Below are 12,694 nucleotides of genomic sequence, written 5' to 3'. Positions count from 1 at the left end.
CTGACCTCCGGCGATCTGGAGGCGGCCGACGACATCGCCGCACGCTTCGGAGCCTCGGCCAACGAGGTTGGAGGCGCAGATCTGGCCCGCCTCGATCGCCTCTATCACGCCATGCGCGCCGGTTCACAGGGCGATTTCGATCGGGCCGAAGCGCTGGCCGATGAATCCAAGCGGCTGTTGGTTTCCACCGGCCGGGAGCTACATGCCGAGGTGGTCGACCACCTGGTCCGGCTGCCATGGCAGATCTTTCGGGGGGACCACGAGGAGGCCCGGCAGTTCGTCGTCGCCATCTCCGGGTTCACCACCAGGGCCGACATGTGGACCTTCCTCGATGCCTGGCTGTTGGCCATCTCCGGCGATGTCGACGGGGCAGATCGCCTCATCGACGGCTTCGACCTGGCCTCGTTCCTCGAGGGCGACGCTCGCTACAACGGCTCGGTGATAGCCGCTGCGGCAGCCATGGTGGCCCACGCCACCGGCCGGGCCGATTGGGCCGCACTCCTCGTCGACTGGTTCGCCGACCACGCCGATGCGGGCATCATCCTCGGACAAACGGTCTTCATGGGGTTCGGCTGGCACTACCTCGGCATGGCCGAGGCGACGCTGGGCGGGGCCGACCACAACGAGGCGCGGTCGACGCCCTCCGCCACGCCAGCCGGCGGTCTGCGCGGGTGGGCGCCGAACCTTGGAAGTTGCTCGCCGACATCGAGCTGGCCCGGCTTGGCGCCGGGACCGACGACGACCGTCGGGCGGAGGCCCCCGAGGCGCTCGCAGCGCGAGCCGACCTCCTTGGGCTCAACTGGTTGGCCGGCCAGGCCCGGGCCCTGTCACCGACCGTGGTGTCGTGAACCGGACGCGCTGAACCGCCCGCCTGCATCGCCTGGGCCGATCGCTACTCCTGTTTTGACTTGCCGCGCTGCTTCTGGGCCTGCTTCCACTGGCGCACCAGCGTCAGCTCGTCGGCGCTACCCACATCGGCGGCGGATCGCGGCGTGTCGTCGCCGAAGGCTCCGGCCGCCTTTTGCCAGCCATCCAGGCGCACGTCCAAACGCTTGGCCAGCAGGGCGACGAAGATCTTCGCCTTCTCCTCGCCGTACCCGGGCAGGGTCCGGAGCCGCCCGTAGAGCTCCGCTCCGTCGTCGGCGGTCTGCCAGAGCGTGGCCGCATCACCGCCGTATTCGTCGACCAGAATCCGGGCCACCCCGTGGGCGCGCTTGGCCATCGACTTGGGATAGCGGTGCAGGGCCGGCTTCTCGGCGAACAGTGCGATCACGTCCTCCTCGTCCAGGGCGGCAAGCCCCTCGGGGGAAAACGAATTGGGCTCGGCAGCCTCCATGCGCTCCCGCAGCCGGGCCGGCGACCTGAAAGCCCACTCCATCGGCACCTGCTGATCCAACAACATGCCCAGCAGCAGAGCGAAGGGATTCTCGAGCAACAGGGCGTCGTCGTCGGGATCGCCGGTGATCGGAAAGCTGAGATCGGCCATGGCCGGAGCGTAGACCGCCTGCTGACGGCCACAGAATGCCCGTCCCGGCGGTGACGCCTACCGGGCGTCGAGAAACTCGAGGATGTGCGGGAACACGTCTCGGTCGACCCGGCGGCCGATCAAACCGTCGAGGTGGGCGTAGCCGGGCAACTCCCGCCGCTGGTGCAGCTCCGGCCCATGGTGGGAGCGCAGCCACGCCAGGGTGCGCGCCGAACTCGAGGGCAGCACCAGGCGGTTGCGGGTGCCGGCCAGAAACAAGATGGGGAGGTTCAACCGCTCGACGTGGGGCAGGTAGGCGTCGCTCCCGTCGGCACCGACCAGCCGACCGGCGGTGAACATCGACCCGACATGGTCCATGCCGCGCAGGGAGCCTTCGCCGAACAGTTCGGCGATGCGGCTGTGGGTGTAGCGGTCGAGGTTGGCGTGGTGGTGGGTTGGCCCGTAGAAAAAGAACACCCACCGGCACACCGGCGAATCGCAGCGCTCGCCGTGCGCCAGCGGCGTGGGCCGGGCAGCCAGGTCGGCCAAGCGGGCGGCCAGGCCGGTGCCCCGGTCGGGGAACACCGAGGTCAACCCCAGCGCCTCCAGCTTGGGCCCGGGCCGAAGCCTCGCCCTCAAGCGGGTGAACGCCGGCACGTCGAAGTGGGCCGCCATCTGCGAGCACACGACCGCGCCGACGCCGTCCATGCCGTCGAGCAGCGCCATCAGCACGGTGGCTGCACCAACGCAGTGGGCTACGACCGACACCTCGTCGGCTTCGGTGATCGCCCGCACCCGGCCGACGGCGGCCGGCCAATCGATGGTGGCAACCTCGTCCAGGTCGGAGGGGCGCCCGGCCCCGGGAAAGCGGATCGACGATCGGTAGTCGAACAGCCACACGTCGTAGCCGGCCTCGACGAGCACCTCGGTCAGGTTGGGCGCGGCGCTGTCGAGCAGGTAGTGGTCGCTCGACATGCCGAAGCCGGGCGCCAACAACACCGGCCCGGCCGAGCCACCCCGGAAGCGGCGCAGCCCCACGATCGGATCGTCGGGTGGGAGGACGCTCCAGCGTCGGTCCCGGCCCAGCCAATGCTGCTCCATCGGGGGGAGCGCCAGCTGGCGGCGACGCTGGACGCCGCCTTGTGCGGCCCGAAGTTCGGCGCCGCCCACAGCAGCCTTGCCGAAGGTGCGGGTCATCGGGAGCGCGAACGCCCCCAGGAACGAGCCGATGGCGCGGGCCTGCTCGGCCGGCGCCCCACCCTCCGGGCCTCGAAGCGACAACCCCATCCGCACCGCGTCGAACGGTGCCAGCCGGGCCAGCCCGTAGGCGCGTTCGACCGGCCGGTCGGGGGCGGCTTCTCCGTCGGGTGCGACCGGGCGGATCGAGACCGCCACCTCGGTGGCGTCCCACAGCCAATCGATGCCGGGCTGATCGAGGATCAGCTTGTCGGCGTCCAGCCGGTAGCGCGCACCGTCGGCGTCGCGCAGCCCCAGGCGATACTCCATCCGGTGTCCGACCGGTTGGTCGGGATCCTCGGCGACCAACCGGAGGGTTCCCCACGTGACGGTCATCGGCGCCGGATGCAGCAACGGCGCATCGACCGTGCCGGTCACCCGCAGCTCGGTCTGCTCGGGGTTGCGCCGCACCGCCGCGGGGTCCTCGACCGCCACCCGCAGGCCAAGGGCGATCGGGCTGGCCTGACCGCCGACGATCACGTGGCCGCCCAGGCGTTCGGTGAAGCGCACCCTGGGTCCCGGCACGTCGGGTGCCGGGGCGGCGTCGTCCGGCGCCACGTCGCCCTGTGGGACCGAGTCGATCGGGTCGGCGTCGAGGCCCATCTCGGCCAGCATCAGCCGGGCGGTGCGCTCGGCCAGGGCGGCGATCGTCAGGGACGGGTTGGCTCCCAGCGACCGGGGAACGATCGACCCATCGGTGACATACAGGCCGACGTAGGTGTGCCGACCGGCCGCACCGGCGAACACCCGACCCCGGTGATCGACGACGCCGTCGCCGGCGTCACCGCCCATCACGCAACCACCCAGCGGGTGAACCGACACCGGTCGGTTTCCGAGCCAGCCGCGATGGCCCGGGTTGCGCACCGGGCGGCCCCCGAGCTGGCGGGCGGCGTCGGCCAGTCGCTGGCCGCCCTCGGTCAGTGAGCGCTGCAGGCCGGCGCCGGGCCAGGTCACCTCGACGCCGGCCCCGGCCAGCTGCACCTGCCCCTCGCTGTCGTCGGCGGCCATGTACAGCGTGGTCGTCGTCCGCGAGACCGCGCCGTCGTAGGGACCGTCGAGGAAGGACCGCAGCCAGCCGGCGACGCGCTCCGGGCCCTCGTGCAGGGGCAGGCGGTCGAGCAGCGCCGAGGCCGCCAGCAACAGCGGCGTCAACACCGCGAAGACACGCGGCACGGCGCCGTCCTCGATCATCCAATGATCGTCCCGGCTCAGGGGGGTTTCGGGCCCGTCTGCGCCGCCGACGGGCGGGGTTCCGTCCGCGGCGGGACCCGACCGGATCAGCCCGCTGATCGTGGGGCCGACGCCAAGCCAGCGGTCGTCGCCATCGGGTTCGGCGGTGTCGGAAGGGTCGCTGTCGCTGCGCACTCCCACCCCGCCGACGGGCTCGTCGGTATCGAAGCCCCAGGCGATCAGGTCGCCGTTGCCCGAGAAGCGGTGCCCGAGCATCGGAGAGGTCTCCAGGCCGGCCTCCCGGGACCGCAACAACACCTCGGTCGAGCCCAGGGCCCCGGCGGCCAGCACCACCCGGTCGGCCTCCACCCGACGACGCACCGATGGTTGGCCGGTGTCGGTCACCACGACCGCCCAGCCGTGGGCGGTCGCTTCGACGTGGGACACCGAGCACGATGCAAACACCTGGGCGCCGCACGAGCGGGCTCGATGAAGGTAGTTGCGGTCGTAGCTGCCCTTGGCCCCGATGTTGCAGCCGGTGATGCAATTACCGCATCCGTTGCATGCCGCCACCTCGAGGCCGGCCGGGTTGGGGCCATCACAAAAGGACACGTTCAGCGGAGCACGCTCGGCGCTGGCGTCGATCCCCCGGGCGCCGGCCATCGCCTCGAGAGCGCTCAACTTGGGAGGGGTCCGGTCGGCCGGCAGGGTTGCGGTGCCCGTCAGGTCACCCACCCGGCCGATGTCGTCGGCCCACCCGGGGTCGTTGCGCAACTCGGCCGGCCAGCGCCGGTCGTCCATCACCTCGGCATCGGGCATCACCGACACTGAGGCGTTGATCAACGACGTGCCGCCCACGCCGCAGCCGGTGAGGACCATCACGTCGTCGAACACCCGCAGGTCGAAGAGGGCGTCAGCCGCGCCGATGCGGAGGCCGTTGCGCCACAGCTGGCTGTTGGTGACCAACTCGCCCGGGGCTTCGGGAAACGACCCTGGTCGGTGTTCCGTGCCGCGCTCGAGCACCGCCACCCGCAGCCCGGCGCGGGCCAATCGATAGCTCAGCACCGATCCCGCCGGACCGCTGCCGATGACGACCACGTCGTAGCGCTTCTTCAGCCGTCGGGGGCCGCTGTGGATCGCGGTGGGTTCATCGGGGGCATCGATGACCTCATAATCCAACCTCCAAGCCGGCCCGATCCACTCTGTTGACGGCCTTTTCGACGGTTTTAAGCAGAGATTAAGTGTGCGTTCACCGATGGAGAGACACCGTTGAGCGCCATCGTGCACGCTAGGAGGAATGTCATTCGCCTCACCCGGGATATCCGGGTCGTCGGAGACATGCACCACCAACACCACCCGGGGGCACATTCGCCCGCCGGCACTTCGACCATCGGCAGGCTCAAGGTCCCCATGTCCCATGCCATCGTGGATTCCAACGAACTCGATCAGCACGCCATCGATGCCACCGCCCGCTCGGAGATCCCGATCGGTGGCGGTGCCGATCCCGGCAGACTCCAGCCCGGGCGCTTTCGGGTCGTGTTGGGCAACGGGTTCGCCCGCGACACGGTCGTCGTTCGCTACGGCGGGGGGGAGGGGGCCCGTCGCTGCGGGGGGGCCACCCCGTCCGCCGGAACCGCCGGCATCGTTTTCACCGAGGTGCCCGTCGGCGCGGCCGACGAACACCTCGGCATCGAGGTCGTGGGCAGGCTGTTGTCCGGCTCGGTCGAACTGGCACCGCCATCGGCCGGCGAGGTGACCGTCGAGGTGCACCTCAACCAGTTCGACGTGCAGGTGCTCCCGTAGCGGAGCGCTACTCGCCCTCGGCGTGGGTGATTGGATCCTCGCCCATCCACGAGCGCAGCGTGTTCTTCAACTTGAGCTGTTGGATGAAGATGTCGTGTTCGGGCGGCACACCGCCGAGCGCGTCGGGCGCCTTCCAGTAGAAGCTCAGCCACTCCTGCAGGCCCGATTGCCCCGCCCGCTGGGCCAGGTCCAAGAACAGCGCCAGGTCCAACACGATCGGGGCGGCCAGGATCGAGTCGCGGCACAGGAAGTCGACCTTGATCTCCATCGGGTACCCCATCCATCCGAAGATGTCGATGGCGTCCCAACCCTCCTTGTTGTCGCCCCGCGGCGGGTAGTAGTTGATGCGTACGACGTGATCGATGTTGCCGTACAGATCGGGATACACCTCGGGTTGGAGGATCGTGTCGAGCACTCCCAGCTTGGACATTTCCTTCGTCTTGAAGTTCTCGGGGTCGTCGAGCACCTCACCGTCCCGGTTGCCCAGGATGTTGGTGGAGTACCAGCCGCGAAGGCCCAACATGCGGGCCTTGAACCCGGGCGCCAGGATGGTCTTGATCAGCGTCTGGCCGGTCTTGAAGTCCTTGCCGGCGAAGGGCACGCCCCGTTCGGCCGCCAGCGTGGCCGCCCATGGCGTGTCGACCGCCAGGTTGGGGGCACCGTTGGCAAAGGGCACGCCCGAGCTGAGCGCCGCCCACGCGTACATCTGCGAGGGTGCGATGTTCTCGTCGTTGGCCTTCATCCCCGCCTCGAACGCATCGGGGTCGGAGTGGACGTCGGCCTTCACCTGGTAGGCCTCGGTCGAGCCGGTCCACACCATCACCATGCGCTCGCAGTTCTCCTCCTCCTTGAAGCGCTCGATGTCCTCGACGAGTTGCCGGGCCAGGTCCCATTTGCTGGCACCCTCCTTCACGCGAATGCCGTCCAGCTTCGATACCCAGCGCTGGTCGAACACCGCCGGCATCGATGCCACGCCCTCGAGTTCCCCGGAGATGGGCGCCAGGTCGGAGTCCTTGAGCACCCCGGCGGTGTGCGCCGCTTCCAGCGCGTTGGCCGAGATCGGGTCCCAGCCGCCGAAGGCCAGGTCGTCGAGCGTCGCCAGTGGAGCGAAGTCCTTGATCATCGGGTTGCGGCCCTCGTCGCGGCTTCCGAGACGGATGTGGGCCATCTGGGTCAGGCTGCCGATCGGCACGGCCTGACCTTGGCGGGCCGCCATGATGCCGGCGATGGCCGTGGTGGCCACCGCACCCATCCCGGGCGTGAGCATGCCCAATCGGCCGGTGGCTGGGGCGATGTCGAGCGCTGGCGGGGTGGCGGGGTTCTGGGAAGGCTGGGTCACAGGGGGTGTCCTCGGTAGGGGCGAATGCGGGATGATGCGGAGCGCGCTAGCGCTGCGTCGGACCGACGTGATCCGAGTGTTGTTGACAGTAACCCTATAGTCAACCCAATGTTTCATCAGTGTTACTTATGATTGAGGTCGCGTGAGACCCGGTGCGAGCGCCGACACCACCGTCCCGGCGCTCTCCACCCAGCAGCTCTTGTACCTCCGCGCCGCAGCGCGTGCGCCCAGCTGGACCGAGGCCGCTGCCCAGCTCGGGGTGACGCAGTCGGCGCTCAGCCAGGGCATCGCCGAGCTGGAGCGACGACTGGGGATCACGCTGTTCGAACGGCTCGGCCGCAGGCGTGTGCTGACTTCGGCCGGGGCCGTCCTGCTACCCCACGCCAACGGGGTCGTCGCCCAGGCCGCCGATCTCGGCCGAATCGCCAACCGGCTTCGTTCGGGTGCCCGCGGCGCCTACCGGCTGGGGTTGATCGACTCGGCAGCGGTGGCCACGTGTCGCCCCGCTCTGGCCGCCGTGCGCGAGCTGGCCGGCGACGCCCTCCACGTCACGGTCGACACGTCGGTTCCGCTCACCCGAGCCGTCCAGCGGGGAGAGCTCGACCTGGCGGTGGTGGTCGGCGACAACATCGCTTTGCGCACCGGCGGACGGGGCGGCCCGTCGGAAAGCACGGTGACGACGACCACGATCGCCGATGAGCCGATGGTGGTCGTCGCCCCGGGCGGCGTGAGCGCCGACGACCTCGCCGATCCGCAGCGCTGGGGCCCGTGGGTGATGCCGCCGGAGGGCTCGACCACCCGGGTGTTGATCGAGGGCGCGCTGCGCTCCCGGGGGGCCGACCCGTTCACCACGTTGGAGAGCGCCAACCCCACCGTGTTGCAGTCGATGGTGACCCTGGGCCTGGGCTGGGCCGTGCTGCCCGACCACATGGGCGGGCCCCGCCCGGTGAAGCGCCAGCGGGGCGACGGCCTGGCGATCGGGGAGCAATTGGTCCGCCGGACGCTGGTGGCGGTCGCCCGAGCCGGAGCACCTGCCGACCCGCGTACCGAACTGTTTCTCAGCTCGATTCAGAGCTGAGAAACAGCCCCGATCGCTGGCCGCTGGTAGGTCGCGTGTGGAGCCGGCTCCGCGCTGGTCAGACCGGATCGAGCAGCAGGGTCTGGACGGCGCGCCCGAGGCGACCCTGTTCGTCGTAGAGGTCGGCCTCGGCCGTGCCGATGCCCAGGTCCTCGAAACGGGTCACCGCATCGACGGCCACCCATTCCCCCACCGGCAACCGGTGGACGGTCACGGTGAGATCGGGGTTGATGTAGGTGGCCTGCATCGGGTCGACCACGCTCGAGATGCCGTTGAGGAAGTCGGCGGCGGCCACCACCCGTTGGAACGGGCTGGGCTCCACGTCGGGCAGGACGGGAACGGCGAGGCGAATCCAGTCGGTGGCCGGGCCGAGCTTGCCGAACGATCCCTGCACGAGGCTGTGCTCGGTCCCGTCGGAGTGGAAGGCGACCTCGTCATCGGGGAACGCCCAGTCGATGTCACCGCCGCCCTGTTGTTGATCGGTCGGTTGTCGGTCGACCGGCCGAATGAGGTCGTCCGCCAGTGTCACCTCACGGCGGCGGATGGCCAGCACCGAGGCCCGCACCAACCTGCGCCCGTCGTCATCGACGACGATGACCTCGGCCACCTGCACCTTGCGGCCGGGCCGCACGATTTCGGCGTGAACGGTCAGCGGAGCGAGCGGCACGGGCCGTTCGAGGTCGAGTGTCAACCGGACGGGCAGACGTGCGTCGGCGCCGCTGTCGGTCAAGACCTGCTCGGCGGCGTGGGCCACCAGTGCCGCCGTCGGTCCGCCGTGCAGCGCATGGGGAGACCATGGTCCCCGGCTGAACCCGGTGGGCTGGTAGCGCCCGTGGGCGTGATCGTGGTCGAGAACGGTGAACAGCGAATCGGCCATCCGTTCACCCTAGAAGCGGTCTCGCCGACGCCAAGGTGCCGGCGATGGAACCGCCATCAGCGTGAACCGACCATCACCGGCACACCCGGTCATCCGAGGCTCGGATCAGAGCAGGTCTCGGCGGAGGTCCTCCGGTGACCGAGGTGACAGCAGCCCGGGGGCCACATCGAAGGGGGTGTTTGCCCCGACGGCACCGGCCTGGTTCATCCGGTGAGCGGCCCGGGCGTAGGCCACCAGCACGCTGGCGGTGAATGCCGGGTTGTGGTCGAGTTCCAACGAGAACTGCATGGTGTGGTTGTGTCCGTCGGCGGTGGAGGCGCTGCGGATCACAAACCCGCCGTGGGGCATGGCGTCGTGGTCGGCGGCCAACGTGTCGGCGTCAATGAAGGTGACCGTGGTGTCGTACCCGACGAAGTAGTCGGGCATGGTGATGATGGCCTGCTCGACCGTGTCGGCATCGGCGCCCTCGGCCAGCACCACGTAGCAGTGGCGGGTGTGCTTCTCCCTGGTGGTCAGCTCCGGGCGTTCGCCGCTGCCGGCACGTTCGAGCGCCTCGGGCGAGGGGATGGTGTACTGCACGCCGGCGGCCACGCCGGGCACCCGGCGCACGGCGTCGGAGTGCCCCTGGCTGAGGCCCCGGCCCCAGAAGGTGTAGGTGACACCTTCTGGCAGGATGGCCTCGCCCATCAGGCGGTTGAGCGAGAACAGCCCCGGGTCCCAGCCCGTGGAGATCACCGCGGTGGTTCCGTTGGCCCGGGCGGGGGCATCGACCGACGCGAAGTAGTCGGGGATCTTGGCGTGGGTGTCGTAGCTGTCAACGATGTTGAACATCGATGCCAGCAGGGGCCCCTGCACCGGCAGGTCCTCCTTCGAGCCGCCGCAGCACAGCATCACGTCGACGGTGCCCCGGAGGTCGGCCACATCGTCGAGGCGGTACACCGGGGTGGCCGGGTCGGCCGGGCGCACCGTCGCCGGATCCCGCCGGGTGACGATCGCTACCAGTTCGAGGTCGGGGCTCTGGGTGATGGCCGCCTCGGCTCCTCGTCCGAGGTTGCCGTAGCCGGTGATGGCGATCCTGATCTTGGTGCTCATGGTCGTCCATGATGCGTGCCGACCGACGCTTGCTCCCAACCGGCGCTACGTCCCACCCAGCAGCCGGGCGGACGCCGGCGCCGGGCCGGGGAACATGGCGAAGCGGATTCCCCGGCCCGGTGCCGGCGATCGCCCGGGGTTCGGGTCACTACGCTCAGACGGCTAGGACGCGACACAAGGGGAACCATGACCAACCTGCACCACGACCGGCTCTACATCGGCGGAGACTGGGTGGCACCGGCCACCGACGCCCGCATCTCGGTGATCTCCCCGTTCACCGAAGAGGAGTTGGGATCCACCCCCGAGGGTGCTCCGGCCGACATCGACGCCGCCGTCGTCGCCGCTCGTGGCGCCCTCGACGGCGACTGGGGAAGCACCACGGCCTCCGAGCGGGCCGACGTGATCGACCGGCTCTATGCCCTCTTCCTGGAGCGGTCCGACGACCTGGCCAACCTGATCACCGCCGAGGTGGGCTGCCCACTGTTGTTCAGCCACTTCGGCCAGGTGGGGGCCACCGGCATGGTGCTCGACTACTTCGCCAAGCTGACCCGCAGCTTCGAGTTTGAGGAGGTGCGACCCGGCATGATGGGCCCGGCCCTCGTGCGTCACGAGCCGGTGGGCGTGAGCGCCGGCATCGTGCCGTGGAACGTGCCCCTGTTCATCTCGATGCTCAAGCTGGCGCCGGCGTTGGCCAGCGGTTCGACCATGGTGCTCAAGCCCGCACCGGAGACACCGCTGTCCGCCTACGCCCTGGCCGAGCTGTGCGCCGACGCCGGCGTGCCCGACGGTGTGGTCAACATCGTGCCTGCCGGCCGGGAGACCGGACAGCATCTGGTGACCCATCCCGACGTCGACAAAGTCAGCTTCACGGGGTCGACCGCCGCCGGACGCAAGATCGGTGCCGCCTGCGGCGAGCTGTTGCGCCGGGTCACGCTCGAGTTGGGCGGCAAATCCGCCGCCATCGTGTGTGACGACGCCGACCTGGACGCAATCATGCCCGAGCTGATCGCCAGCTCCACGATGAACAACGGGCAGGCCTGCGTTGCCCAAACCCGCATCCTGGCCACCAGGAGCCGCTACGACGAGGTGGTCGAGGCGCTCACCGAGGCCGTGGCCGCCATCCCGGTGGGCGATCCGGCCGACATGGAGACCGGTTGCGGGCCGCTGATCGCCGAGCGCCAGCGCGACCGGGTGGAGGGCTACCTGCAGATCGGTCGGGACGAGGGTGCTCGCATCACGACCGGAGGCGGTCGCCCCGACGGGCAGGATCGTGGCTGGTTCGTCGAGCCGACCGTCTTCGCCGACGTCGACAATTCGATGCGCATCGCCCAGGAGGAGATCTTCGGCCCCGTGCTGGCGGTGATCCCGGTCGACGACACCGACGACGCCATTCGCGTGGCCAACGACAGCGACTACGGCCTCTCCGGCACGGTATGGACCGGCGACCTCCAGGCGGGTCTGGATATCGCCCGTAAGGTGCGCACCGGCACCTACACGGTCAACGGGTTCGCCATGGAGTGGGGGGCGCCCTTCGGCGGCTTCAAGGACTCGGGAGTCGGTCGCGAACTGGGTCCCGAGGGCCTGGCCGCCTACCTGGAGTCCAAGACGATCAACCTGCCCGCCGGCACGGAGCCGACGCTCCGCTACTGAGGACCGTCAGGCCGAGTCCTGCCCGGCGGCGGTGTGGCCGACGATCGCCCCGATCACCGTGTCCCAGTGGGCCTCGGGGAGTTCGTGGCCCATGTCGGGGATCTCGAGCAGCTCGGCGCCGGGGATCAGCTCGGCGGTGCGCCGACCCCCGGTGGGCTGCACCAGGGTGTCGAGCAGGCCGTGGATCACCAGCGTGGGCACCTTGATGCCGGGCAGCAGCTCCTCTCGCGACCCGCTGGTGAGGATGGCCGCCAGCTGGCGGGGGGTGGCGCCCGGATCGAAGCTGCGGTCGTACTCACGCTCGAGGCGACCCCGCACCGCGCGGTCGTCCCAGTGCTCGGGGGCCGACCACACCTTCCAGCGCTCCATCATCGTGGTGATGTAGCCCTCCCGATCCTCGGGCACCGGCGAGATGAGCGCCATGACCGCCTCATCGGTCGGCACGCCCACGTCCATCTCGCCGGTGGTCGAGAACACCGACGTCAGGCTGAGCGCCCGCTCCGGATGATCGATCACGAGCATCTGGGCGATCATGCCCCCCATCGACGCGCCGACGATGTGCGCTCGATCGATGCCCAAGGCGTCCAACACCGCCACCGCGTCGTCGGCCATGTCCGACAGCGTGTAGGGAACCTCTGCCAGTTGCCCGCCGCCCATCAGGGCGCCGACCAGCTCGTCCAGGGCAACCGCAGCGTCGTGCAGGTGCGTCGAGAGCCCGGCGTCCCGGTTGTCCAAGGTGATCACGAATCGACCCCGGTCGGCCAACCGCGCCAGGAACTCCGGCGGCCAGCTGACCCGCTGGGCGCCGAGGCCCATGATCATGAGGATCGGAGGAGCGTCGCTGTCGCCCAGCGTCGCGTAGTCGATCGAGATGTCGCCATTGACGGCGACGCTCGCGCCAGCGTTGGATTCAGTCATCTTCGGAGTCTGCCCGAGTTTCCGCACCGGCGCTGGCGGGTATGAGCGAGCATGCTCCCCCTACGA

At 69.8% G+C, this 12,694-nt stretch carries 9 protein-coding genes; 3 read left to right on the top strand and 6 right to left on the bottom strand.

What is annotated here, in order from left to right; genetic code table 11:
* Positions 1 to 892: 892 nt before the first annotated feature.
* The gene (locus tag PKD89_RS12640; RefSeq protein WP_287378319.1) at positions 893 to 1,486 is read right to left on the bottom strand and encodes an HhH-GPD-type base excision DNA repair protein; all 594 of its coding nucleotides are present in this window, start codon (positions 1,484 to 1,486) and stop codon (positions 893 to 895) included.
* Between the two features lie 57 nt (positions 1,487 to 1,543).
* Complete coding sequence (locus PKD89_RS12635; protein ID WP_289010529.1) at positions 1,544 to 5,050, bottom strand: alpha/beta fold hydrolase; 3,507 nt, start codon at positions 5,048 to 5,050, stop codon at positions 1,544 to 1,546.
* 246 nt (positions 5,051 to 5,296) lie between these two features.
* Here PKD89_RS12635 and PKD89_RS12630 point away from each other — a divergent pair, with 246 nt between their 5' ends.
* On the top strand, positions 5,297 to 5,674 hold the full coding sequence (locus tag PKD89_RS12630) for a hypothetical protein (protein WP_324332478.1): 378 nt from the start codon (positions 5,297 to 5,299) through the stop codon (positions 5,672 to 5,674).
* A gap of 7 nt (positions 5,675 to 5,681) precedes the next feature.
* On the opposite strand, the gene PKD89_RS12625 is transcribed toward PKD89_RS12630, so the two are convergent.
* Positions 5,682 to 7,013 carry an inositol-3-phosphate synthase gene (locus PKD89_RS12625; protein WP_287378324.1) on the bottom strand — a complete coding sequence of 444 codons (1,332 nt, stop codon included), beginning with the start codon at positions 7,011 to 7,013 and terminating at the stop codon, positions 5,682 to 5,684.
* Between the two features lie 142 nt (positions 7,014 to 7,155).
* Between PKD89_RS12625 and PKD89_RS12620 the strand changes: the two genes are divergently transcribed.
* Complete coding sequence (locus PKD89_RS12620) at positions 7,156 to 8,091, top strand: LysR family transcriptional regulator (RefSeq protein ID WP_289010527.1); 936 nt, start codon at positions 7,156 to 7,158, stop codon at positions 8,089 to 8,091.
* A 58-nt stretch (positions 8,092 to 8,149) separates the two neighbouring features.
* Here the strand turns inward: PKD89_RS12620 and PKD89_RS12615 are convergent, their stop codons facing one another.
* Positions 8,150 to 8,968 carry a thioesterase family protein gene (locus PKD89_RS12615; RefSeq protein ID WP_289010526.1) on the bottom strand — a complete coding sequence of 273 codons (819 nt, stop codon included), beginning with the start codon at positions 8,966 to 8,968 and terminating at the stop codon, positions 8,150 to 8,152.
* A gap of 105 nt (positions 8,969 to 9,073) precedes the next feature.
* Positions 9,074 to 10,060: a diaminopimelate dehydrogenase gene (locus PKD89_RS12610; RefSeq protein ID WP_289010525.1), complete on the bottom strand. Its 987-nt coding sequence runs from the start codon at positions 10,058 to 10,060 to the stop codon at positions 9,074 to 9,076.
* Between the two features lie 186 nt (positions 10,061 to 10,246).
* On the opposite strand from PKD89_RS12610, the gene PKD89_RS12605 reads away from it, so the two are divergent.
* The gene (locus tag PKD89_RS12605; protein WP_287378330.1) at positions 10,247 to 11,710 is read left to right on the top strand and encodes an aldehyde dehydrogenase; all 1,464 of its coding nucleotides are present in this window, start codon (positions 10,247 to 10,249) and stop codon (positions 11,708 to 11,710) included.
* A gap of 6 nt (positions 11,711 to 11,716) precedes the next feature.
* Here the strand turns inward: PKD89_RS12605 and PKD89_RS12600 are convergent, their stop codons facing one another.
* Positions 11,717 to 12,628, bottom strand: a complete 912-nt coding sequence (locus PKD89_RS12600) for an alpha/beta fold hydrolase (RefSeq protein WP_289010524.1) — start codon at positions 12,626 to 12,628, stop codon at positions 11,717 to 11,719.
* Positions 12,629 to 12,694: the final 66 nt, after the last annotated feature.

The organism is Candidatus Neomicrothrix sp., from assembly GCF_035329545.1.
GTDB classification, from domain to species: domain Bacteria; phylum Actinomycetota; class Acidimicrobiia; order Acidimicrobiales; family Microtrichaceae; genus Microthrix; species Microthrix subdominans.
The sequence above is the reverse complement of the archived record's forward strand: the minus strand, read 5'-3'. Positions and strand labels throughout refer to the sequence as shown.

Excerpts from the sequence above, each read along its gene's own strand:
- PKD89_RS12605 (WP_287378330.1), top strand. The coding sequence starts at position 10,247 with ATGACCAACCTGCACCACGACCGGCTCTACATCGGCGGAGACTGGGTG.
- PKD89_RS12615 (WP_289010526.1), bottom strand. The coding sequence starts at position 8,968 with ATGGCCGATTCGCTGTTCACCGTTCTCGACCACGATCACGCCCACGGG.
- PKD89_RS12610 (WP_289010525.1), bottom strand. The coding sequence starts at position 10,060 with ATGAGCACCAAGATCAGGATCGCCATCACCGGCTACGGCAACCTCGGA.
- PKD89_RS12600 (WP_289010524.1), bottom strand. The coding sequence starts at position 12,628 with ATGACTGAATCCAACGCTGGCGCGAGCGTCGCCGTCAATGGCGACATC.
- PKD89_RS12640 (WP_287378319.1), bottom strand. The coding sequence starts at position 1,486 with ATGGCCGATCTCAGCTTTCCGATCACCGGCGATCCCGACGACGACGCC.